Origin of the sequence: Actinosynnema pretiosum, assembly GCF_002354875.1 — a bacterium.
Classification (GTDB): domain Bacteria; phylum Actinomycetota; class Actinomycetes; order Mycobacteriales; family Pseudonocardiaceae; genus Actinosynnema; species Actinosynnema auranticum.
In genome coordinates, this window is sequence record NZ_CP023445.1 from 6,623,796 (window position 1) to 6,647,606 (window position 23,811).

At 72.2% G+C, this 23,811-nt stretch carries 18 protein-coding genes and 1 riboswitch; of the genes, 3 read left to right on the plus strand and 15 right to left on the minus strand.

The genetic code is table 11. From position 1 onward, the window contains the following. Positions 1-323: 323 nt before the first annotated feature. Entirely contained in the window at positions 324-3,854 is a 3,531-nt protein-coding gene (gene dnaE, locus CNX65_RS28145) for a DNA polymerase III subunit alpha (protein WP_096496445.1), read from the minus strand. Between the two features lie 241 nt (positions 3,855-4,095). On the opposite strand from dnaE, the gene CNX65_RS28150 reads away from it, so the two are divergent. Together CNX65_RS28150 and CNX65_RS28155 are read left to right on the plus strand one after the other, a co-directional pair. Further along, positions 4,096-4,965: an AsnC family protein gene (locus CNX65_RS28150; RefSeq protein ID WP_096496446.1), complete on the plus strand. Its 870-nt coding sequence runs from the start codon at positions 4,096-4,098 to the stop codon at positions 4,963-4,965. Positions 4,966-5,323: 358 nt separating this feature from the next. Then, on the plus strand, positions 5,324-6,562 hold the full coding sequence (locus CNX65_RS28155; protein WP_232520042.1) for a multidrug effflux MFS transporter: 1,239 nt from the start codon (positions 5,324-5,326) through the stop codon (positions 6,560-6,562). A 136-nt stretch (positions 6,563-6,698) separates the two neighbouring features. Here the strand turns inward: CNX65_RS28155 and CNX65_RS28160 are convergent, their stop codons facing one another. The 5 genes from CNX65_RS28160 to CNX65_RS28180 all read right to left on the minus strand — a co-directional run bounded on the left by CNX65_RS28160 (position 6,699) and on the right by CNX65_RS28180 (position 13,169). Further along, positions 6,699-7,583, minus strand: a complete 885-nt coding sequence (locus tag CNX65_RS28160) for an RluA family pseudouridine synthase (RefSeq protein WP_096498043.1) — start codon at positions 7,581-7,583, stop codon at positions 6,699-6,701. A gap of 44 nt (positions 7,584-7,627) precedes the next feature. Continuing rightward, the gene (lspA, locus tag CNX65_RS28165; protein WP_096496448.1) at positions 7,628-8,317 is read right to left on the minus strand and encodes a signal peptidase II; all 690 of its coding nucleotides are present in this window, start codon (positions 8,315-8,317) and stop codon (positions 7,628-7,630) included. A 40-nt stretch (positions 8,318-8,357) separates the two neighbouring features. Next, on the minus strand, positions 8,358-9,734 hold the full coding sequence (locus CNX65_RS28170; RefSeq protein WP_096496449.1) for an aminotransferase class V-fold PLP-dependent enzyme: 1,377 nt from the start codon (positions 9,732-9,734) through the stop codon (positions 8,358-8,360). Positions 9,735-9,776: 42 nt separating this feature from the next. Beyond that, a riboswitch (SAM riboswitch) is annotated at positions 9,777-9,890 on the minus strand. 388 nt (positions 9,891-10,278) lie between these two features. Further along, positions 10,279-11,757, minus strand: a complete 1,479-nt coding sequence (locus tag CNX65_RS28175) for a potassium/proton antiporter (protein WP_096496450.1) — start codon at positions 11,755-11,757, stop codon at positions 10,279-10,281. Positions 11,758-12,512: 755 nt separating this feature from the next. Next, the gene (locus tag CNX65_RS28180; RefSeq protein WP_096496451.1) at positions 12,513-13,169 is read right to left on the minus strand and encodes a TetR/AcrR family transcriptional regulator; all 657 of its coding nucleotides are present in this window, start codon (positions 13,167-13,169) and stop codon (positions 12,513-12,515) included. Between the two features lie 434 nt (positions 13,170-13,603). On the opposite strand from CNX65_RS28180, the gene CNX65_RS28185 reads away from it, so the two are divergent. Further along, entirely contained in the window at positions 13,604-14,167 is a 564-nt protein-coding gene (locus tag CNX65_RS28185) for a GNAT family N-acetyltransferase (RefSeq protein ID WP_096496452.1), read from the plus strand. Positions 14,168-14,233: 66 nt separating this feature from the next. On the opposite strand, the gene CNX65_RS28190 is transcribed toward CNX65_RS28185, so the two are convergent. From CNX65_RS28190 to ftsZ, 9 genes are all read right to left on the minus strand, one after another. Further along, positions 14,234-14,506, minus strand: coding sequence for a DUF167 domain-containing protein (locus CNX65_RS28190; RefSeq protein ID WP_015804450.1), 273 nt, complete (start codon positions 14,504-14,506; stop codon positions 14,234-14,236). A gap of 98 nt (positions 14,507-14,604) precedes the next feature. Further along, on the minus strand, positions 14,605-17,718 hold the full coding sequence (ileS, locus tag CNX65_RS28195) for an isoleucine--tRNA ligase (RefSeq protein WP_096496453.1): 3,114 nt from the start codon (positions 17,716-17,718) through the stop codon (positions 14,605-14,607). Between the two features lie 263 nt (positions 17,719-17,981). Then, positions 17,982-18,680, minus strand: coding sequence for a hypothetical protein (locus CNX65_RS28200; RefSeq protein ID WP_232520043.1), 699 nt, complete (start codon positions 18,678-18,680; stop codon positions 17,982-17,984). Positions 18,681-18,743: 63 nt separating this feature from the next. Next, positions 18,744-19,565 carry a DivIVA-like cell division protein Wag31 gene (gene wag31, locus CNX65_RS28205; protein WP_015804453.1) on the minus strand — a complete coding sequence of 274 codons (822 nt, stop codon included), beginning with the start codon at positions 19,563-19,565 and terminating at the stop codon, positions 18,744-18,746. 45 nt (positions 19,566-19,610) lie between these two features. Next, positions 19,611-19,895 (minus strand): YggT family protein, encoded by a 285-nt coding sequence (locus CNX65_RS28210; protein WP_096496454.1) that lies wholly within the window; start codon positions 19,893-19,895, stop codon positions 19,611-19,613. Between the two features lie 20 nt (positions 19,896-19,915). Then, a complete protein-coding gene (locus CNX65_RS28215) occupies positions 19,916-20,563 on the minus strand; it encodes a cell division protein SepF (RefSeq protein ID WP_096496455.1) in 648 nt (215 codons plus the stop codon). Positions 20,564-20,630: 67 nt separating this feature from the next. Then, positions 20,631-21,326: a YggS family pyridoxal phosphate-dependent enzyme gene (locus CNX65_RS28220; protein WP_096496456.1), complete on the minus strand. Its 696-nt coding sequence runs from the start codon at positions 21,324-21,326 to the stop codon at positions 20,631-20,633. Further along, positions 21,323-22,027: a peptidoglycan editing factor PgeF gene (gene pgeF / locus CNX65_RS28225; RefSeq protein WP_096496457.1), complete on the minus strand. Its 705-nt coding sequence runs from the start codon at positions 22,025-22,027 to the stop codon at positions 21,323-21,325. Before pgeF ends, CNX65_RS28220 begins: the two co-directional genes overlap by 4 nt. 155 nt (positions 22,028-22,182) lie before the next feature. Beyond that, positions 22,183-23,397, minus strand: coding sequence for a cell division protein FtsZ (ftsZ, locus tag CNX65_RS28230; RefSeq protein WP_015804458.1), 1,215 nt, complete (start codon positions 23,395-23,397; stop codon positions 22,183-22,185). Between the last annotated feature and the right edge of the window lie 414 nt (positions 23,398-23,811).

Here is a 23,811-nt window from a genome sequence, read left to right on the forward strand (position 1 = left end):
CGTTTACCACTGCGGTGGTCCGGGTCCCTCTTCTCCGTGTGGCCTCCTTTCAGGCAAGCACAGGCGTCAAGACGCCGTTTGACTCGGGCGGTCTGCCGCAGCGGTGCGGCGGCGTCTTGACACCTGCGCTTGGGCTTCGCCAGGCCAAACGGAGAAGAGGGACGCGGGAATGGGGCTGCGTGGGCTCGCTGCGCTCGCCCCGCAGCCCGCGAAGCGGTGAACCCGGCGGTGCGGTGAACCCGGCGGTGCGGTGAGCTCGCTGGTGCGTGGGGCGCTCGTGCGGGGACATGGGCGCCCGGCGGTTTTTCGCCGGGCGCCCGCCGTCAGCCCAGGCAGCCCGGTCCGAGCAGCGCCTTCAGGTCGCCCTTGAGCGACGGGGTCGGGTTGACCCGCAGCGCGTCGTCCAGCTTCAGCAGCGTCTGCCGACTGCTGTTGATCACCAGGTTGAGGTGCACCTCGGTCGTCCCCGGATGTGCCGACAGCACCTCCTTGAGCGAGGTCACCAGCTTCGGGTCGCAGCGCGACGCGTTCAGCTTCAACCTCAGCGCCTGGTTGCCCAGCTCCGCCAGGTCCGGCACCACCAGGTCGTTGGCGATCAGCGAGATGCGGTCGTCCCGCTTCGCGACGCGCGCCTTCACCAGCACGATCGCGTCCTCGACCACGGACATGCCGTGCACCACGTAGCTCTTGGGGAAGAACAGCACCTCGATGCCACCGGCGAGGTCCTCCAGCATCGCCGACGCCCACGGCTCGCCGTTCTTGTTGACCCGCCTGGTCACCGACGCGAGGATGCCGCCGAGCGTGACCTGCGTGCCGTCCGCGACGTCGCCCTCCAGGATGCGCGCGATGGAGGCGTCCGAGTAGGACTCCAGCACCTGCTCGACCCCGTTGAGCGGGTGCCCGGACACGTACAGGCCCAGCATCTCCCGCTCCAGGGTCAGCTGGTGCTTGGACTCCCAGTGCTCCTCGGGGATGCGCACGTCGAAGACGCTGCCGTTGCCGTCGTCCCCGCCGTCGCCGAACAGGTCGAACTGGCCGCGCGCCTCCTCCTTCTTGGTCAGCATGATCGCGTCCACCGCCTCGACGTGCACCATGTGCAGGCCCTTGCGGGGGTGGTTCAGCGAGTCGAAGGCGCCCGCCTTGATCAGCGATTCCACGACCTTCTTGTTGCAGACCGTGGCGTCGACCTTGCGCAGGAAGTCGGAGAAGTCGGTGAAGCGGCCCTTCTCCTTGCGCGCCTTGATGATCGCGTCGACCACGTTCGCGCCGACGTTGCGGATCGCGCCCAGGCCGAACCGGACGTCCTCGCCGACCGCGACGAACTCGCGCTCGGACTCGTTGACGTCCGGCGGGAGCACCGTGATGCCCATCCGGCGGCACTCGGCCAGGTAGATGGCCGACTTGTCCTTGTTGTCGGAGTTCGTGGTGAGCAGCGCGGCCATGAACTCGGCCGGGTAGTTCGCCTTCAGGTACGCGGTCCAGTACGAGACCAGGCCGTACGCGGCCGAGTGCGCCTTGTTGAAGGCGTAGTCGGCGAACGGGACGAGGATCTCCCACAGGGTCTTGATCGCGTCGGCCGGGTAGCCGTTGGCCAGCATCCCCGCCTCGAAGCCCGCGAACTCCTTGTCCAGGATCTCCTTCTTCTTCTTGCCCATCGCGCGGCGCAGCAGGTCCGCCTGGCCGAGCGTGTAGCCCGCCAGCTTCTGCGCGATCGCCATGACCTGCTCCTGGTACACGATCAGGCCGTAGGTCGTGCCGAGGATGTCCTCCAGCGCCTCCGCCAGCGACGGGTGGATCGGCGTGATCTCCTGGAGCTTGTTCTTGCGCAGCGCGTAGTTCGTGTGCGAGTTCGCGCCCATCGGGCCGGGGCGGTAGAGCGCGCCCACGGCCGAGATGTCCTCGAAGTTGTCGGGGCGCATCAGCCGCAGCAGGTCCCGCATGGGCCCGCCGTCCAGCTGGAACACGCCCAGGGTCTCGCCCTTCGACAGGAGCTGGTAGGTCTTCTTGTCGGTCAGCTCCAGCTTGTCGAGGTCGACCGGCTCCTTGCCGTTGATCGCCATGTTCTTGAGCGCGTCGTCGATCGTGGTGAGGTTCGACAGGCCCAGGAAGTCCATCTTCAGCAGGCCGAGCGTCTCGCAGGTCGGGTAGTCGAACTGCGTGATGATCGAGCCGTCCTGCGGGCGCTTCCACACCGGGATGTGGTCCATCAGCGGTTCGGCGGACATGATGACCGCGCAGGCGTGCACGCCCGCGTTGCGGATCAGGCCCTCCAGGCCGCGGCCGGTGTCGATGATCTCCTTGACCTGCGGGTCCGTGTCGTACAGGCCGCGCACCTCGGACGCCTCGGCGTACCGCTTGTGCTGCGGGTCGAAGATGCCCGACAGCGGGATGTCCTTGCCCATCACGGCGGGCGGCATGGCCTTGGAGATCCGGTCGGCGACGGCGTAGCCGGGCTGGCCGTAGAGCACGCGCGCGGAGTCCTTGATGGCCGCCTTCGCCTTGATGGTGCCGAAGGTGATGACCTGGGCGACCTTGTCGTCGCCCCACTTGTCGGTCACGTACCGGATGACGTCGCCGCGCCTGCGCTCGTCGAAGTCGATGTCGATGTCGGGCGGGCTGACGCGGTCCGGGTTCAGGAACCGCTCGAAGATCAGGCCGTGCGCCAGCGGGTCCAGGTCGGTGATGCCCATGGCGTACGCGATGAGCGCGCCCGCGGCGGAGCCACGGCCGGGGCCGACCCGGATGCCGTTCTCCTTGGCCCAGTTGATGAAGTCCGCGACGACCAGGAAGTACGAGGGGAAGCCCATCTGCAGGATGACGCCGATCTCGAACTCCACCTGCTTGGTGTGGACCTCGTCGACACCGCCGGGGAACCTGCGGCGCATCCCCTCCCACACCTGCTCGCGGAAGTAGTCCGCCTCGGTCATGCCCTCGGGGACGGGGTAGCGCGGCATCAGGTTCTGGAAGGCGAACATGTCGGTCGTGTCGACCTTCTCGGCCACCAGCAGCGTGTTGCGGCAGCCCTCCTGCCACGCGTCCGAGGAGTCGATCGCGTACATCTCCTGCGGGGACTTCAGGTAGTAGCCGGTGCCGTCGAACTTGAACCGGCTCGGGTCCTGCAGGGTCTTGCCGGTCTGCACGCACAGCAGGGCCTCGTGGGCCTCGCGGTCCTCGGCGTACGTGTAGTGCGAGTCGTTGGTGACCACGAACGGGATGTCGAGCTTGCGGGCGATGTCGACCAGCCCGTCGCGGACCCGCCGCTCCAGCTCGATGCCGTGGTCCATCAGCTCGACGAAGAAGTTGTCGGCGCCGTAGATCTCGCGCCACTTGCCCGCGGCCTCGTAGGCCTCCTTCTCGTGGCCCAGGCGCAGCCGGGTCTGCACCTCGCCGGAGGGGCAGCCGGTGGTGGCCATGAGGCCCTTGGAGTGCTCGGCGAGCAGCTCGGCGTCCATCCGCGGCCACTTGCCCAGCTGGCCCTCGGTGGAGGCGCGGCTGGAGCACTTCATCAGGTTGTGCAGGCCCTCGACGGTGCGCGCCCAGATCGTCTGGTGCGTGTAGGCGCCGCTGGCGGACACGTCGTCGGCCTTCTGGCCGGGGTCGCCCCAGGTGACGCGCTTCTTGTTGAACCGGGACTCGGGCGCCATGTACGCCTCGATGCCGATGACCGGCTTGACGCCCGCGGCGGTGGCCTGGCGGAAGAAGTCGTAGGCCCCGTACATGTTGCCGTGGTCGGTGATCGCCGCGGCCGTCATGCCCAGCCGCTCGCACTCGGCGAACATGTCCTTGAGCTTCGCCGCCCCGTCGAGCATCGAGTACTCGGTGTGCACGTGGAGGTGCGCGAACGAGTCGGACACCAAACCCCCTATGAAGATCGGCAGCGGGCCCGGACGACGCGCGGGCGAGACCTCAGCGACTCTATACGCCGGGCGGGTGGCGGGCCGCCCACCCGCGCCGAACCCGCGAGCGTCACACCGGGCCACCGGCGCAGGTCGCGCCCCGGTCACAGCGGCGGGCCACTCACGCGGTCGCGCCGCCGGGCGGGTAGCGTTCGGGGGTGTGGTCGCCCCTGATCCAGTAGATGTCCGTCTCCTTGCCGTGATCGCGGAGATGGGCCGCGCCGCCGTGCACGAGGTGGCCGCGCGGCTGGGCATGGACCCCAGGGAAGCGGCCATGCGGTTGATCACCCTGTCCGGCAGCGGGCTGCCGCTGCTGGTGGGCGTGGAGTGCGACCCGAACGGCATCCGCAAGGCGCTGACCAACAGCATGGCGTGGGGCAGCTACGCGGGCCCGGCGCAGCAGCCGGGCGCGCACTCCGGTCCGTACGCGCAGCCGGGCTCCGGTCCGCTGCCGCTGCCCGGCTCGGTCCAGGGCACCCCGTCCGGCTCCTACCCCGGTCACCCGGTGGTCGGGCCGCCGAGCCAGCCGTTCCCCGCGCAGCCCGCGCCGTCGGGACCGCTCCCGGTGCAGGAGGCGAGCCCGTGGGGCCCGCCGCAGACGGCCGGGTGGGCGCGCGGCGACCAGCCGCAGCAGGCCGCGCCGAGGACCCGCACCGGCAAGATCGGCAGCGTGCTGGAGACCGAGGGCCTCGAGGGCGCCCGGTTCACGATCCAGCTGGTCGAGGTCGTGGACCCGGCCGACTTCCTGTTCACCGCCGCGGGCTACAAGCTGGCCGACGGCGAGCGGGCCGTCGTGGTGCACACCGAGCTGGCGAACACCGGGAACGTGCCGTTCAACGCGCTGCCCGACATGTACCTGGTGCTGACCACCAGCACCGGCGAGACCGTGGCCAAGGCCCCGGTGTCGCTGTCCTCCCGGCCGCCGCACAAGATCGGCGTGCAGCCGGGCGAGACGGCGGGCGGCCACACCGTGTACGTGCTGCCGGAGAGCACGGTGGTCACGTCGGTGCGCTGGAGCGTGCGGCCCGAGGCCGACCTGAACACGCTCGTCTGGACCGTCGAGGACTGAGCGCGGGCCCCGCGCGGAGGACGTGAGACCGCTCACCCGAGCGGTCGACGAGTTCCACCCGATCGGACAAAGCCTGCGGCGATAGCCTCGGTTCGGGCCCGTCCCCACCGTTTCACCTGCTGGTTCCCGCGCTCGACCCGCCCGACCGCCGCGCGGCCGGGCGCACCGGCACGTCTCGACCTGGTGAACTCCCGGAATTCGTGGTCCGTTCCGGGAAGCAGACCGGCTCCCCCGGCGTTGTCCACCGTCGGCGGCGAACCCGCCTGGCGCAGCGCCGTGGGGTCGAAGCCACCTCCTTGGACACCGTCGTCCCGCAGAGCCGCAAAGACGATCGACGACCTATCCGGGGGTTATTGCTGTGCAAGGACGTGGGAAGCTCGTCGCCCTGCTGGGCGTGCTGTGCTGCCTCGGCCCGCTGTCCATCGACGCCTACCTGCCCGCCTTCCCCGACATGGCGAAGGAGTTCGGGGCGGGCGAGTCGCAGATCCAGCTGTCGCTGACGACGTTCATCATCGGCCTGTCCGTCGGCCAGCTGCTGATCGGCCCGCTGTCCGACTCGATCGGCAGGCGCAAGCCGCTGCTGTTCGGGATCGGCTCGTACGTGGTGCTGTCGCTGGTGTGCGCGATGGCGCCGAGCGCGGTCGCGCTGGCCGCGTTCCGGCTGCTCCAGGGCCTCGGCGTCGCCGCGGGCTTCGTGGTGGCCATGGCCGTGGCCCGCGACCGGTTCTCCGGGCTGGCGATGGCGAAGTTCATGTCGCTGATCATGCTGGTCAACGGCCTCGGCCCGATGCTCGCGCCGGTGCTGGGCGGGCAGGTGCTGCGCTACGCGTCGTGGCGCGCGACGTTCGTCGTGCTCGCGGTCATCGCGGTGGTGCTGCTGGTGCTGATGGCCGTCGGCCTGAAGGAGACCCTGCCGCCGGAGAAGCGCCGCCCGCTGGACCTGGGCGGCACGCTGCGCGTGTTCGGCGGCCTGCTGACCGACCGGGTGTTCGTCGGCTACGTGCTGGCGTCGGCGTTCGCGCTGGGCGCGATCTTCGGCTACGTGTCCGGCTCGTCGTTCGTGCTGCAGGGCGTGTTCGGCCTGTCCCCGCAGGAGTTCAGCCTGGTGTTCGCGCTGAACTCGGGCGGCATCTTCATCGCGGGCGTGATCAACACGGCCCTGACCGGCCGGATCATGCCCAGGGGCCTGCTGCGGATCGGCCTGAGCACGGCGGTGGCGGCCGGGATCGCCCTGGTCGTCGCGGGCCTGGTGGGCGGTGGCCTGGTGACGTTCCTGGTGCCGCTGTTCCTGGTCACGTGCAGCATCGGCCTGCTGATGCCGAACGCGGCGACCCTGGCGATGGCCAGGCACCCGGAGGCGGCGGGCAGCTCGTCGGCGCTGCTGGGCGTGTCGCAGTTCCTGATGGGCGGGCTGATGGCGCCGGTCGTGGGCGCGGGCGGTTCGACCAGCGTGCTGCCGCTGGCGCTGGTCATGGCGGCCTGCACGGCGCTGGCGCTGACCTCGTTCCTGGTGCTGACCAGGGGCGACAAGGGCATCACGAAGGACGAGCCCGAGGTCGCCGAGGCCGAGCAGAGCCCGGCCGCTTCGGCGGTCTAGCACTGCGGAACGCGAAGGGGGGCGCCCACCGGTCTCGGTGGGCGCCCCCTTCGCGTCGCAGGCCGGCTCGCGCCGGTCAGCTCATGCAACTCGCGCCAGTCAGCTCACGCAGCTTGCGCCGGTCAGCTCGCGCAGCTCAGCTCTCGGAGCGCAGCAGCTTGAGCGCGTGGGCGAGGTCGTCCGGGTACTCGCTGGTGAACTCGACCCACTCCCCGTCGGCGGGGTGGTGGAAGCCCAGCGTGCGGGCGTGCAGCCACTGCCGGGACATGCCCAGCCGCTTGGCGAGCACCGGGTCGGCGGTGTAGGTCAGGTCGCCCACGCACGGGTGCTTGAGCGCGGAGAAGTGCACCCGGATCTGGTGGGTGCGCCCGGTCTCCAGGTGCACGTCCAGCAGCGACGCGGCGCGGAACGCCTCCACGACCTCGTAGTGCGTGATGCTGGGCTTGCCGCCTGCCATGACCGCGAACTTGTAGTCGTGCTTGGGGTGCCGGTCGATGGGCGCGTCGATGGTGCCCTTGGTCGGGTCCGGGTGGCCCTGCACCAGCGCGTGGTACAGCTTCTCGACCGTGCGCTCCTTGAACGCCTGCTTGAGCACCGAGTAGGCGTGCTCGCTCTTGGCCACGACCATGACGCCGGTGGTGCCGACGTCGAGCCGGTGCACCACGCCCTGCCGCTCGGCCGCGCCGGAGGTGGACACGCGCACGCCCGCGGCGGCCAGGCCGCCGACCACGGTCGGGCCGGTCCAGCCGGGCGAGGGGTGCACGGCCACGCCGACGGGCTTGTCCACGACGATCACGTCGTCGTCCTCGTGCAGGATGATCATGCCCTCGACCGGCACGGCCTGCACCTGCACGGGCCGCTCGGGCTCGGGCAGGGTCAGCTCCAGCCAGGAGCCCGCCACCAGGCGGTCCGACTTGCCCGCGACGCGGCCGTCGAGCACGACGTCGCCGCTCTCGGCCAGCGCGGCGATGACCGTTCGGGAGAGCCCGAGGAGCTTGGCGAGACCCGCGTCGACGCGCATCCCGTCGAGGCCGTCGGGGACGGGGAGGGTCCGGTAGTCGCCGCTCACGCCTGTTCCTGCTTCCCGCCGTCGGCGGTCTCGCCTGCGGTCTGGTTCTCGGTGGTCTTGGGGGTGGTGCCCGCCGCGGTGGCGGTCTTGCCGGAGGGCTTCTTCTCGAAGCGGGTGCCGTCGTAGTCGCGCTGGAGCAGCGACATCAGCACGATCACGCCGCCGCCGACGCAGATGGCCGAGTCGGCCAGGTTGAACACGGGGAAGAAGCCGCCCCACGGGTCCAGCACGGACAGGAAGTCCACGACGTGGCCGCGCAGCGGGCCGGGCGAGCGGAAGATCCGGTCGGCCAGGTTGCCGAGCGCGCCGCCCAGCACCAGGCCGAGGCCGATGGCCCAGCCGACCGAGCGGAGCTTGCGGGCGATCCACAGGATGAACCCGACGACGCCGAACGCGATGATCGCCAGGACGATCGTCCAGCCCTCGGCCATGCCGAACGCGGCTCCGGGGTTGCGGATCAGCGGCAGGTAGAGCAGCCCGCCGAACAGCTCGACCGGCTGCCTGCCCTCCAGCTCGGCGACCGCGATCACCTTGGTGGCGATGTCCAGTGCCAGCACGACGGCGGCGATCACGCCGAGCAGCACGACCCGCCGCTGGGGCTGGGGCTCCGGCGCGGGCGAGGCGACCTCGTCGGGGGCGTCGGGTTCGGTGTTGGGGTCCGTGCTCACCCGGCCATTGTCCAGCATCGCGCGGCGAGGGGGCCGGTCAGGCCGGTGCGGAGGCCGGTCAGGCCAGGAAGGGCGGCAGGGCGCGGTCGTCCTCGGCGGGCTCCCAGCGGCCGTCGCGCTGGGTGTAGGCGACCTTGGGGCCCTCGGTGACGAGGGAGCGCAGCGCGGCGACGAGGCGGTCCACGTGCGCCTCGGTGGAGCCCAGGCCCAGGGAGGCGCGCAGGGCGCGCTCGCCGCCGGTGAGGCGGTGCACGGCGACGTGGGCGCAGAACGCGCCGTCGCGCACGCCGATGCCGTGCTCGGCGGACAGGGCGGCGGCGAGGTAGCCGGAGTCCTGGCCCGCGACGGTGAAGCTGACCACGCCGACCCGGTCCTGCCCGGAGCCGAACAGGGACAGCTCGCGCACGCCCGGCACGGTCGCCAGGCCCGCGCGCAGCCGCTCCAGCAGGGCCCGCTCGTGCGCGACGGCCCGCTTCCAGCTGCGGCCGAGGACGTCGCAGGCGACGGCGAGCGCGTGCACGCCGACCACGTTGGGCGACCCGGCCTCGTGCCGCTCGGGCACGCGGGACCAGGCGACGCCGAGGTGGTCGCCGTGGTCGGTGACCAGCGAGGTCGCGCCACCGCCGACCAGGTAGGGCTCGGCGGCCTGGAGCCAGTCGGCGCGGCCGACCAGCACGCCCGCGCCGAAGGGGGCGTAGAGCTTGTGGCCGGAGAAGGCGACGTAGTCGACGCCCAACTCCTTGATGTCGAGCGGGCGGTGCGGGGCTAGCTGGGCGGCGTCGAGGACGGTGCGCGCACCCCGGCGGCGGGCGATCGCGGCCAGCTCGGCGACCGGCCACACCTCGCCGGTGACGTTGGACGCGCCGGTCAGCACCACCAGGCGCGGCCCGACCGGGCACTCGGCGAGCGCGGCGTCGAGCACGCGGGCGGCCTCGGCGGGCGTGCCGGGGGTGCGCAGGCGGCGCACGTTCGGCCCGCGCCACGGCAGCAGGGCCGCGTGGTGCTCGGTGTCGAACAGGAGCACGGAGGTGCCCCTGGGGACGGCGCGGGCGAGGGCGTTGAGCGAGTCGGTGGTGTTGCGGGTGAACACGACGGTGTCGCTGGAGCGGGCGCCGGTGAAGCGGCGGACCGAGTCGCGGGCCTGCTCGTAGACGCGGGTGGACACCTTGGACGCGAACCCGGCGCCCCGGTGCACGGAGGCGTACCAGGGCAGCAGCTCGTCGACGGCGTCGCGCACCTGCTCCAGGCAGGGGGTGGAGGCGGCGTTGTCGAGGTTGGCGTACTCGACCCGCTCCCCGGTGACCAGCGGCACCCGCAGCGCCGCGCCGACGACGGCGGGGAGGGAGGCGGGAGCGTTCACGGCGGGGGCGACGGGCGCGGCGTCGGCGGTCTCGACGACGGTGCGGGCGGCGGTGCGGGAAACGGCGAGCGTCATGATCGTCCTCCGAGCGACTCGGGGTCGCCCGTGGTGAGGGAAGACCCGCGCTTGCCCGACGCCCTGCGCGCCGGACCTGGTCGTCACCGGGGGCACCCCACCGCGGAGGAGGGTTGTCGTCCAGCAAGCCCGGGCTTGACGCTGGAACTCATGACCTGCCGAGAAAGCTAGCCGACCCTCCCGACGACCGTCGAGCACTTCCCACATGCCGAGAGCAACCAAAACGCACCCGCCCCAACCCCCGACCCCCAACCCACACCCGCGCTACCCGCCACCCGCCGCCTAACTCCCGCGCCCGCCCAGCTCAGGTCAGCGCAAGCCCATCCCCCGCCGCGCCCCCATTGGCCACCCCGGCCAGCGCGCCACCGCCCACCCGGCCCGCCACCCCCGGCCCGTCAGCCACCGGCCCGTCAGCCACTCCGGCCAACGGGCCGCCAACGGGGCCCCACCCCGCCCGGCTCCCGCTCCCCGCCCCCACTGAGGTCGGCGCGCCGACCCACTGAAGTCGGCGCGCTGCCCACACTGGGGTCGGCGCTGCCCCCGCTCAGGTCGGCGCGTTGCCCTTCCACCGCGCGTACCGCCCGCCCTTGTCGACCTCCCGGATCCGGGTCTCCGCCGCGTCCCGCGCCGCTTCCGTGCTGACCACCAGCAGCTGGTCCCCCTCCTGCAGCCGCGTGGTCGCCTGCGGCGTGAAGCCCTCCTCGGCCCGCACCACCAGGCTCACCATCGCCCCCGGCGGCAGCCTCAGCTCGGACAGGTACACGCCGTGCAGCTTCGACCCCACCTGGATGCGCACCTGGAGCAGTTCGGCCCCCAGCTCGTCCAGCGCCGACGAGTCGACCTGCACCTCCTCGGCCTCCCCGGTCTTCACCAGCCCGAGCTTGCGCGCCATCCACGGCAGCGTGCTGCCCTGCACGATCGTCAGTATCACGACCAGCACGAACACCACGTCCACCAGGACCTGCGCGCCCTCGACGCCCTGGACGAGCGGCAGCAGCGCGAACACGATCGGCACCGCCCCGCGCAGCCCCGACCAGGACACGAACACCTGCTCGCGCCACGGCACCCGGAACGGCAGCGCGGCTGCGGCCACCGACAGCGGTCGCGCGAGCAGCACCAGGACGGCGCCCGCGACCAGCGCGGGCACCACGGCGTCGACCAGGCGCGCGGGCGACGCGTACAGCCCGAGCAGCACGAACAGCCCGATCTGCGCGACCCACCCGAGCCCCTCGGCGAACGAGAGCGTGTCGGACCGGTGCGGCAGCCGCGAGTTCCCGAGCACCACCGCGCCCGTGTACACCGCCAGGAACCCGGACGCGTGCGCGAAGTCGCCCACCGTGTAGGCGAGCAGGCACACCGCGACGGTCGCCAGCGGGTACAGGCCGGTGGCGGGCAGCGCGGCCCTGCGCAGCCCGAGCGCGCCGAGCCAGCCGAGCCCGATCCCGATGGCCGCGCCCGCGAGCAGCTCGTAGACCATCAGCAGCGGCGCGGTCCAGGTGATCGCGTCGGTGGACGCCAGCAGCACCACGGCGATGTACACCGGCGCGTCGTTGATGCCGGACTCCAGCTCCAGCGCGCCGATCAACCGCTTGCCGACCCCGACCCCGCGCAGCACGCTGAACACCGCCGCCGCGTCGGTCGACGACAGCACCGCGCCCCACAGCAGGGCGGTGCGCCAGTCGAGCCCGAGCAGGTGGTGCAGCGCGACCCCGGTGACCCCGATCGAGATGCCCACGGACACCGTCGACAGCCCGATCCCCAGTCCCAGCGCGGGTTTCACCGCGTTCCACCGGGTGGTCAGACCGCCTTCCACGAGGATCAGGACCAGGGCGATGGTGCCCAGCGAGCGGGTCAGGTCGGCGTCGGAGAACTGGATGCCGAGCACCGACTCGCCCAGCAGCACCCCGATTCCCAGGTACAGCAGCAGTGAGGGCAGTCCCAGCCTGGTGGAGACCCTGACCGCGACCACCGCGGCCATGAGAACCGCTGAACCGATACCGAGGATGACGCTGACGTCGCCCACTCAACCTCCCGGTTGTCCTTCACGACGGGGTTCCATTCTCCCCCCACGCCGCTGACGTGGGTCATCGCGCCCGCGAACCCCGGCACCGGAACCCCGGCACCGGAACCCCGAAGGCCACCCGGCAAGCGCATTCCCCGCACGGCCGGACGACCGCGCGGACGACCGCGCGGAAGACCACCCGGAGCACCCCCGGAGCGCTGCGCTGAGCGCGCTCTGGGCACAGCACCGGGAGCACCGCTCGGGCACCCACCACCGGGCACCCACCACCTGGCGCTCGCAGGGAGCGCCGCTCAGGCACACCAGCAGGCACCCTGCCGAGGCCACCGCTCGGGCACACCACCAGACACCCTGCCGAGAGCACCACCAGGCACACCACCAGGCACCCTGCCAAGAGCACCGCTCGGGCACGTCGCCAGGCACCCTGCCGAGAGCACCACCGGGCACCGTTCAGAAACCCCGCCAGGAGCACCACCGGATACCCGCCGGGGCACTTTTCAGACGCCCCACTGAGCACCCCGCCAGACACCCGCCAGGCACCCCGCCGGGAGCACCGTCCCCAGAGGACCGACGCCCGCTCCGAACGCGACCGGGAGCGCCCCGCACGTTCGACGTCCGCACGAAGAGCGCCCGACCCGCGTCACGCGCGGGAGCTCAAGCGCAAGACCCACGACCCGAGGGAGGAACCCCGCCGGACGACCGCGCGGAGGGCACCACGAGGAGACCACCGCCTCCGGCAGCCCCTGACAAACCCACGATCAGCTTTCCACCCGCAGCGCGATGCCGTCCAGCACCCGCGCGAGACCAAAATCGAACCACTCGTTCAGGTCACGCTCACCGGGCGCCGCCCCGGCGGCCAGCTCGCGCACCCACGGGTAGTCCACGGCCTCCGCCCACTTCCCCCTGGCGCCCCACCACTGCGGCCCGCTGACCCCGGTGTCGCGGGCCTGCTCGCTCTCGCTGACCAGCAGCAGCGCCATCCCCTGCACGTACCCGCTGACCAGCAGGAACACCGACAGCCCGGTCGCGGGGTCAACCCCGTGCCCGGCGAGCGCCCCGAGGTAGCGGTCGACCACCGCGATCAGCTGCGGCCCGAGCGGCGGCCTGCTGGTGCCCAACGCCCCCAGCGCCCACGGGTGCTCCCGGTACAACGACCACTCCCCACGGGCCTCCCGCTCCAGCACCTCCCGCCACCCGAGCCCCTCGCCCGAACCGCCAGCGCCACCACCGGCCCGGCCCCGCGAGGGCCCGTGCGCCTCGACGAGCACCGCGTCGACCATGGCCGAGATCAGGTCCGCCCGCCCCGAGACGTGCCGGTACAGCGACATGGTCGCCACCCCGGCACGCGCGGCGAGCGCCCGCATCGACACCGCGCCCAGCCCCTCGGCGTCGGCCAGCTCGATCGCCGCCCGCACGACACCCGCCCGGTCCCACGACGGCCCACCACCCCGCCGCCGCGCACCCGGTCCACCACTCGCACCACGCCCCCGCGCGCCGGCATCCGCCGCACCCCGCGCCGCACCGGTCGACCCCACCCCGACGCCCGCGCCACCCCGAGCAGCCCCCACGTCCCAGGCGTCACCCCCGAGCCCCGCCCCGCGCCGAGCCGCACCACGCCCGCGCGGGTCGTCCCCGGCGTCCCGCCGCGCCCGGTACGCCCGCGCCTGGCAGGCCCGCCCGCAGTACCGCCGAGGCCGCCCCCGAGCCGCCCGCTCCACCGGAGCCCCGCACTGCGCGCACCCCACCGCGCCCCCTTTTCGTCACACGAACACTGCGTGACGCAAACGTTGAAGCACCAGCGCAGCCGAGGAAATCATCGAACTACAGCGTACGAGAGAAGGAGCGGAAGATGCAGGTGCGCAAGGCAGCACACGACGAGTTCGACGCCGTGGTGGACCTGGTCCAGCGCGCGGCGGCCGACGAGGTCGTCACGGCGTGGGTGCTGGACTCGGCGGAGGTCAGGAACGCGGACCAACCCCTCACGGACAAGATCATCCGCACGCTGGTGGAGGAGCAGCTCGGCAGGTGCGACGCGCTCGTCGCCGAGGACGAGCGCGGTCTCGCGGGGTACGCGCTGTGGGCCGAGACCAGCGGTGAGACCCCGAAGCCGGACGGGATGCCGCCGAGGGCCGAGGCGCTGTTCACCCTGATGGCGGCCGTGCACCCGACCTACCCGCACCTCTACCTGGCCACCACCGCGGTCCTGCCCGAGCGCAGGGGCCAGGGCGTCGGCGGCCTCCTGCTGGCCCACCGGCTCGCCGACACCGGCGGCCTGCCCTGCTACCTGGAGGCGAGCACCACCCGCTCGGCGGCCCTGTACGCCCGGCACGGCTTCACCCGCGCCAGCGACCCGATCGCACTGCCCGAGAACGGCCCGACCATGTTCCCGATGCTGCGACCGGCAGCGGGCTGAACCACCCCGCCCGAACCGCAGAACCCGAGCCGCAAAGCCCGAGCGACCGGGCCCGAACCGCCCGACCTACCCCCCGAGCAGCTCCGCCAGCACCCCGTCCGCCCCGTCGGGCGCGGGGTCGATGACCACGACCTTATCGCGCCCCCGCTCCCCCGACACGATCTCCACGTCCTGCCTGCGCACCCCGAACGCCTTGGCCAGCGCCCTGCGCACCGCCTCGTTGGCCTTCCCCTCGACCGCGGGCGCGGCCACCGACACCACGAGGGCGCGCTCGTCCCAGCGCCCGCCCACGGCGTCGCGCTTCGACCCCGGCTTCACCCGCACCGCGAACTTCAGCATCACACCCCCCACCGACAAGAACGCCCCCGGAAGCAGACCGGTCCCGGCACACCACCCGAACGAGCGAGTGGTGTGCCGGGACCGCGTCACCGGAGCGCTCAGCCCGCCTTGACGACCAGCACCCGCACCTTGACCCCGTCGCCGACCGCGCCCTCGGACCCGCCGTCGACGGCCCCGTAGGACACCTCCACCGCCAGCGTCTCCTCGCGCACGAACGCCTCGAACCCCCGAGCCGCGTCGGCCGCGGCGCCCTCGGGCGCGTCCACGGTCAGCGCGATCCGGTCCGACACGTCCAGCCCGGCGTCCTTGCGCGCCTGCTGCACGACCCGCACCAGGTCCCGCGCCACGCCCTCGGCCGCCAGCTCCTCGGTGACCTCGGTGTCCAGCACGACCAGCCCCGCCCCACCGGGCAGCGCCGCCGTGGCCGCCGGGTCGGTGGCCACGAGCCGCTGCTCGTACTCCTGCGGGAACAGCTCGATCCCGGCCGCGACGACGCGCCCGTCGACCTCGCTCCAGTCCCCGGCCTTCACCGCCTTGATCACCTTCTGCACGTTCGGCCCGAGCCGCGGCCCGGCCACCCGCGCGTTCACCGCAAGCTGGAAGTGCCCGTGCGCGTCCACGTCGTCGGTCAGCTCGACCGCCTTGACGTTGACCTCGTCGCTCAGGATCTCCCGGAACCCCTCCAGCGACCCCGCCGACGCCGACGCGATCACCAGCCTGGCCAGCGGCAGCCGCACCCGCAGCTTGTTGGCCTTGCGCAGCGACAGCGCCGTCGACGCCACCTGCCGCACCGTGTCCATCGCCGCCACCAGCTCCGGGTCGGCGGGCAGGTCGGCCGCCGCCGGGTAGTCGGTCAGGTGCACCGAGCGCCCGCCGGTCAGCCCGCGCCACACCACCTCGGTGGTCATCGGCAGCAGCGGCGCGGCCACCCGCGACACCACCTCCAGCACGGTGTGCAGCGTGTCCACCGCGTCCTTCTCGCCCGCCCAGAACCGGTCGCGCGAGCGCCGCACGTACCAGTTGGTCAGCACCTCCAGGAAGTCCCGGACCGACGCGCACGCGCCGGAGATGTCGTACTCGTCGAGCTGCCCGGTCACCCGCGCCACGAGGTCGTGCGTCTTGGCCAGCGCGTACCGGTCGAGCACGTGCGGCGAGTCGGTCCGCCAGCGCCCCTCGACGCCCTCGGCGTTGGCGTACAGCGCCAGGAAGTACCAGGAGTTCCACAGCGGCAGCACGGCCTGCCGCACCCCGTCGCGGATGCCCCGCTCGGTGACGACGAGGTCACCGCCGCGCAGGATCGGCGAGGACATCAGGAACCAGCGCATCGCGTCCGAGCCGTCCCGCTCGAACACCTCGTTCACGTCCGGGTAGTTCTTGCGCGACTTGGACATCTTCTGCCCGTCGTCGCCGAGCACGATGCCGTGCGCCACGCAGTTGCGGAACGCGGGCCGGTCGAACAGCGCCGTGGCCAGCACGTGCAGCGTGTAGAACCAGCCTCGGGTCTGCCCGTTGTACTCGACGATGAAGTCGCCGGGGTAGTGGTTCTCGAACCAGTCGGCGTTCTCGAACGGGTAGTGCACCTGGGCGAACGACATCGACCCGGACTCGAACCAGCAGTCCAGCACCTCGGGCACCCGGCGCATGGTGGATTTGCCCGAGGGGTCGTCCGGGTTGGGCCGGGTCAGCTCGTCGATCGCGGGCCGGTGCAGGTCGGTCGGGCGCACGCCGAAGTCGCGCTCCAGCTCGTCCAGCGAGCCGTACACGTCCACGCGCGGGAACTCGGGGTCGTCCGAGACCCACACCGGGATCGGGGAGCCCCAGAACCGGTTGCGGGAGATGTTCCAGTCGCGCGCGTTCGACAGCCACTTGCCGAACTGGCCGTCCTTGATGTGCTCGGGCGCCCAGTTGATCTGCTGGTTCAGCTCGACCATGCGGTCGCGGAACTGCGTCACCGCGACGAACCACGACGACACCGCGCGCTGGATCAGGGGGTTGTCGCAGCGCCAGCAGTGCGGGTACGGGTGGTCGTAGGTCTCGTGGCGCAGCAGCAGCCCCGCGTCCTTCAGGTCGCGGATGATGACCTTGTTGGCCTCGAACACGTGCTGCCCGGCGTACGGCGGCACCTCGGCGGTGAAGCAGCCGTGCGGGTCGACGGGGACGACGACCTCGATGCCCGCGGCGTCCGTGACGACCTTGTCGTCCTCGCCGAACGCGGGGGCGATGTGGACGATGCCGGTGCCGTCCTCGGTGGTGACGTAGTCGGCGGGCAGCACCTGGTGCGCGTTGTCGCGGCCGAGGAAGAAGTCCAACGGCGGGGTGTAGCGCCGCCCGATGAGGTCGGAGCCCTTGCAGCGGGCCACGACCGGCGGCTCCTCGCCCAGCTCGCGGGCGTAGGCGGCGACGCGGGCCTCGGCGAGGAGGTACTTCTCGCCGTTCGCCTCGACCGTCACGTAGTCCACGTCCGGGTGCACGGCGGCGGCCAGGTTCGACGGCAGCGTCCACGGCGTGGTCGTCCACACCAGGGCCAGCTCGCCGGTCTCCAGGCGCAGGCCGACGGTCACCGCCGGGTCCTGCCGGTCCCGGTAGGTGTCGTCCATCTTGGTCTCGGTGTTGGACAGCGGCGTCTCGCAGCGCCAGCAGTACCAGAGCACCCGGAAGCCCTCGTAGACCAGGCCCTTGTCCCACAGGGTCTTGAAGGCCCACATGACGCTTTCCATGTAGTCCAGGTCGAGGGTCTTGTAGTCGTTGTCGAAGTCGACCCAGCGGGCCTGCTTCGTCACGTAGTCGCGCCACTGGTCGGTGTAGCGCAGCACGGACGTGCGGCAGGCGTCGTTGAACTTGTCGATGCCGAAGGCCTCGATGTCGCTCTTGGACGAGAAGCCGAGCTGCTTCTCCGCCTCGACCTCGGCGGGCAGGCCGTGCGTGTCCCAGCCGAAGCGGCGCTCCACGTGCTGGCCACGCATGGTGCGGTAGCGCGGCACCAGGTCCTTGACGTACCCGGTCAGCAGGTGGCCGTAGTGCGGGAGGCCGTTGGCGAACGGCGGGCCGTCGTAGAACACGAACTCGTTGGAGCCGTTCTCACCGGCGGGCCTGGCGTCGACGGAGGCCTGGAAGGTCTTGTCGTCCTCCCAGAAGCCGAGCACGTCGCGCTCCAGCGCGGGGAAGGACGGCTGGGAGGGAACGGCGTCCGCTCCCGCCTTGGGGTAGGGCATGGTCAAACTCCTCGCGTGCGTCCCGGCGCACGGGGACGACGCGCCCACCCCGTAGGCGCACCGCGGTACCACCCCGCTTGCCAGGGCACGGGGCTCTGGCCTCTCTTCGACGGCTGTGACGGGCCGTTCCCGTCCGGTTCTACTGGGGCCCTGGGGCCTGTTCTTCCGGAGGCTCCCCCGGTGATGGCCGGATCAACGCCTGTGCCGCCAAGGGTAGCCGAGGGCGCAAACCGGTTGCGCCGAGCGTCGCGCGGGAGGGCCGCTCAGCCGCGCGCGGCGGGCCCGTCCCCGCTCCCGGCGGTGGCACCGGCCTGGGCGGCTCCGGGGGCGTCCTGGGCGATCTGAGGGGCCCGCTCGGGCTCGTCGGCGGCCCGCTCGGCCCGCGCTCCGGCCGGGTCGGGCGCACCGGTCGTCGCGGGCTTGTCGGCGCCCGCCCGCTCGGCCCGCTTCGCGGCGGCCCGCTTGGTCGCGGCCAGCGCCGAGTCCGGCCTGCACACCCCGCACGGGGTGAAGCCCAGCTCGCGCGCCTCGGCCAGCGGCAGCCCCAGCGCGGCCCGGTCGCCCACCCAGGAGCAGCCCGCCAGGTGGTACCGGGGGCGCTCGTCGAGCACCCGCACCTCGTCCGCGGCCTCCGCCACGGCCAGCAGGTCGGCCGCGTCGGTGTCCTCCTCGGCGGGCTCGTCCTCCGGGGCGACGCCCGCGGGAACGCCGACGGGCGGGACGGGAGCCTGATCGGCCCCGCCCCGCCCGTCACCGGAACGATCTTGAGTACTACCCTGTGCCACGACCGCGGCGGCACCGGCCCCCGACCGGCGGTGCAGCCACCAGTCCACCACCAGCCCCACCGCTGCGGCTGCGCTCGCCGCCACCGACAGCCACGCCCACAGGGTGGACGCGCTGGTCAGCGCGGGCACGAGCAAGCCGAGCGCGGCCAGGACCAGGAGCAGGACTGCGTACAGCACGCTCGCAGCGTAGATCAGCGCTGGAGCGCGGGCTCAGCCCGGCCGGGCTCAGCCCGGCCGGGCTCAGCCCGCCTCGGCACGAGCCCCGAAGGAGTAGCCCTGCTGCCCGGCCCTGCCGTCGGACGGCGCCGCGGGGCCCCGGTCCTGCAGGTCGCGCAGCGACGACTCCAGCATGGTCTTGAGCCTGGTGCGGTACTCGCGCTCGAACGTCTGCAGCTTGTCGATCTGCTTCTCGAGCGTGTTCTTCTCCTGGGTGATGTTGCCCATCACCTCGGCGTGCTTGCGCTGCGCGTCGCGGTCGAGCGCGCTGGCCTTGTCGCGGGCCTGCCGCTCGAGCGTCTCGGCGCGGGTCCGCGCGTCGTTCAGCATGGTCTCGGCACGCGTGCGCGCCTCGTTCACCATGGTGTCGGACTTGGACCGCGCCTCCGAGAGCAGCTGCTCGGACTTCGTCCTGGCCTCCGACAGCATCCCGTCGGCCTCGGCCTTGGCCTCGCCGGTCAGGCGGTCTGCCATCTCCTGGGCGAGCCCGAGGACCTTGGCGGCCTGGACGTGGTGGTCACCCCCACCACCGGGGGACGTCTGCTCCAGCGCCGAGGGGGGCGGCACGGGCGCGAGCCTGCGGGGCTCCTCGACGACGCGGCTGGGACCACCGACACCGGCGGCGATCTTGGCTCGTGCGTCCTCCAGGTCGGCGCGCGCGGTCTCGACCTGCTGGTCGAGCTGCTCGACCTGCTGGCGCAGGTCGTTGTTCTCCTCGATCAGGCGGGCGAGCTCACCCTCAACCAGGTCGAGGAACGCGTCCACCTCGTCCTCGTTGTAGCCCCGCTTGCCAATCGGCGGCTTGCTGAACGCGACGTTGTGCACGTCCGCGGGGGTCAACGGCATCAGATCACCTCACGCACTCCTGGGCTGTGGACATCCCTGGTCCCCTCACCTGGGATCGGCTACTCGCATCAGAATGATAACGACCAGCAACAGCACAATAATGGACAAGTCCAGACTGATGTTCCCGATCCGCACGGTGGGGATGACCCGCCGCAGCGCGCGGATCGGGGGATCGGTCACGGTGTAGACGGTCTCCAGAGCCACTGCCGTGCCGCCCGCGGGCCGCCAGTCCCTGGCGAACGAGCGGACGCCTTCCACGACCATGCGCGCGATGAGCAGCAGCCAGAACGAGAACAGCAGGTAGTAGACCACGAGCAAGAGGGCATCCACACCTCCAACTGTGCCACCACTCAGCCGTGGTTGAGGAATCCGCCCTCGGCGAGCCGCCTCCGGTCTTCGGCGGTCACGTCGATGTTCGGGGGTGAGAGCAGGAACACCTTGTTGGTCACCTTGTCGATGGACCCCCGGAGGGCGAACGCCAGTCCGGCGGCGAAGTCGACCAGCCGCTTGGCGTCGGCGTCGTCCATGTCGGTGAGGTTCATGATGACGGGCGTGCCGTCCCGGTAGTGCTCCCCGATGGCCCGCGCCTCGTTGTAGCTGCGCGGGTTGAGGGTGGTGATCCGGCCCAGGGCGGCAGCCGCCGGGGCGGGCTGCTGCGGCTGCGGGGCGGGCAGGGCGCGGGGCCGGGGCGCGGGCTCGCGCTGCGCGTCGATGGCCAGCGCGCCGTGCACCGGGGTCTCGCTCCACGAGCGGCGGGACCGGGCGCGGGCGTCCGACTCGTACTCCTCGGCGTCCTCCGGGTCGGGGCGGTACTCGGACCTGCTCGAACGGCGCCGTCCGCGCTGCTCGGGGTAGGTCTCGTACTCCGCGGTCTCGGGGTACTCGGAGCGGTACTCCGAGTAGCGCCCGCCGCGCTCGTCCTCGTAGGCGTCAGGGTCGTCGGCGTACTCGGCGGGAACCATCCCGAAGTACGCCTTCAGCTTGTGGAACCCGCTCATGCCAAGCCCTTCCTCCGCCGTTCCCCAACCGCAAGGACGTCGCGGTGGCCCCAGAGGTTCCGGACAGTTACGGCGAGGTTAGTCCCCGGCTGCCCAGCAACGCTGTTCCGACACGCACGCACGTCGAACCCCATGCGATCGCATCTTCCAGGTCGCCGCTCATCCCCGCCGAGATCACGGTGGCATCGGGATGATCGTCACGCAAGCGGGTTACCGCTCCCTTCAAGAGCGCAAACGCCTCTCCGGGATACCGGCCCAGTGGTGCGACAGCCATCACACCCCTCAGCCTAAGTTCACTCGAACGGCCGATGCGCGCGGCGAGGTCCGGAAGATCAGGGACCGGACATCCTCCTCGCGCAGTGTCACCGTCAATGCTCACCTGGATGAGCACATCCCGGTGAACGCCGTTCTTGGCCGCCGCCGCGACGAGCGCGTCGACCAACCGGGTCGAGTCTACGCTGTCGATCCGGTCGGCCCAGGTCAGGACCGACCTGGCCTTGTTCCGCTGGAGTCGGCCCACCATCCGCCAGTTCGCGTCGAGATCACCCAGGTCGGCGACCTTCGCCCGTGCCTCCTGGTCCTTGTTCTCGGCGAAGTCGCGCAGCCCGAGGCCGTGCAGGAGCCGGACGTCGGAGGCCGGGAAGGTCTTGGTGACCGCGAGCAGGGTCACCTCGGCGGGGTCCCGGCGCGCCGCCTCGCAGGCCTTGTCGATGCGGGCGCGGACCTCGGCGAGGTTGAGCCGGAGCTCCTCCTCGCGGCTCACGGCTCGATCCAGGCGACGGAGGCGAGGCGGCCGGTGCCGGGGGTGCGGCGGTGGCTGAACAGGGCGCGCTCCTCGACGGTGCAGCGCGGGTCGACGCCGATCCTGCCCACGCCCGCGGCGGCGAGCTGGTTCCAGATGCCCGCGCGCAGGTCGAGCGAGGGCTTGCCCGCGCGGGACTTGGCCGCGCTGCCGGGCAGGTGCTTGTCGACGTCGGCGCGCATGTCGGCGGGCACCTCGTAGCAGTCCCCGCACACCGCCGGGCCGAGCAGGACCTCGGTGTTCTCCGGCGTCGCCCCCGCGTCGGCCATGGCCTTGAGCACGGCGGGCACGATGCCGACCCGAGCCCCGACCCGCCCGGCGTGGGCGACGGCGGCGACCCCGGCGACCGGGTCGCCGAGCAGGACCGGCACGCAGTCGGCGGTGAGCACGGCCAGCGCCAGGCCGGGCCGGGTGGTGACGACCGCGTCGGTGGCCTCCAGCGGACCGCCCTGCGGCCCGTCGACCACGGCGACGGTGCGCCCGTGCACCTGCTCCATCCAGACCAGGTCGGTGACGGGGACGCCGATCCCCTCGGCGAGCCGGGCCCGGTTGGCCTCGACCGCCTCCGGGTCGTCCCCGACGTGGTCACCGAGGTTGAACGAGTCGTAGGGCGCCTTGGAGACGCCGCCTTCGCGGGTGGTCACGACACGTCTGATGCGCACTCCCCCAGCTTGTCACGCCCAGGGCCGAACCCCGAACCCGCGCCGGGTCACCCGGTGCGGCGACGCCGCCCCGAGCACGACGGAGCCCCCGGTGGGACCACCGGGGGCTCCGTCGTGCACGTTCCCGAAGGGCCGCGCTCAGCGGCCGTCCGCGTTCAGCGCCGCATGAACGGCGGCACGTCGACCTCGTCGTCCGGGTCGTCCGTGACCGGCACGGCGCGGTTGCCGAGACCGCCCAGCGGGCGGGGCAGCGGCTGCGGCGGCTGGTAGGTGCTCGCGGGCGGCTGCGGCTGGACCGGGAGGGTCGGCAGCGGCGGGGTCGGGGGCGGCGAGGGCTCGACCGCCACCGGCGGCGCGGGCTGCGGCTCCACCGCCTTCGGCGGGCTGGACAGCGCCTGCGGTTCGAGCTTCTTGTGCGTCGGCCCGTTCCCGTCGAACCCGGCCGCGATCACCGTCACCCGCACCTCGTCGCCGAGCGAGTCGTCGATGACCGTGCCGAAGATGATGTTCGCGTCGGGGTGCGCGGCCTCCTGGACCAGCGAGGCGCTCTCGTTGATCTCGAACAGCCCGAGGTCCGACCCGCCCGCGATCGACAGCAGCACGCCGTGGGCGCCCTCCATGGACGCCTCCAGCAGCGGGCTGTTGATCGCCTTCTGGGCCGCTTGCACCGCTCTGCCCTCGCCTCGGGCCGAGCCGATGCCCATCAGCGCGCTGCCCGCCCCGGACATGACGGACTTGACGTCCGCGAAGTCCAGGTTGATCAGACCGGGCGTGGTGATGAGGTCGGTGATGCCCTGGACACCGGACAGCAGCACCTCGTCCGCGGAGCGGAACGCGTCCATCAGCGAGACGCCGATGTCGCCGAGCTGGAGCAGCCGGTCGTTCGGGATGACGATGAGCGTGTCGCACTCGTTGCGCAGGGCCTGGATGCCCTCCTCGGCCTGCTTGGCCCGGCGCTTGCCCTCGAACGAGAACGGCCGGGTCACCACGCCGATGGTCAGCGCGCCGAGCTTGCGGGCGATCGAGGCCACGACGGGCGCGCCACCGGTGCCCGTGCCACCGCCCTCACCGGCGGTGACGAACACCATGTCGGCGCCCTTGAGGACCTCTTCGATCTCCTCGCGGTGGTCTTCCGCGGCCTTGTGGCCGACCTCGGGGTTGGCGCCCGCGCCGAGTCCCCTGGTCAGCTCCCGGCCGATGTCGAGCTTGACGTCGGCGTCGGACATCAGCAGCGCCTGCGCGTCGGTGTTGACCGCGATGAACTCGACGCCCTTGAGCCCGACCTCGATCATGCGGTTGACGGCGTTGACACCACCGCCGCCGATGCCGACGACCTTGATCACCGCGAGGTAGTTGTGCGGGGGCGTCATCGGTCCGCCTTCCTGATCGTGTCCGTGCTCATGTGCTGGATGCGGATGACCACCGGGTCACCGCACCCGGATTGAAACCCTCGACGCTGGGTCAAGAGCTGTGTCAACCCCGTATGTTCCTGCTGGACGGTATGCACCGGGGGTGCGTCGGTCCAGCAGCCACGCCGTAGTTGCCACGGGCGTCCGCCGTCCGGTCACCCCGTGGGGCAGCGCCGCGCTGGGCCAAGGGTAGTCCGACCGCGCGGGCGGTTTCGCCCAGCCCGCTCGGCGCGGCGGGCGTGACGGCCGCCACCGACCGTCCTCATCGGACGTGGTCGGGGGCGCGCAGCCGTGATCGCGGGTGGTGGGAAGTGTCCCGACCCGCGCAGACCGGCGACGACGCGATCGGGGCCCGCGCCAAACCGTGACGCGAAT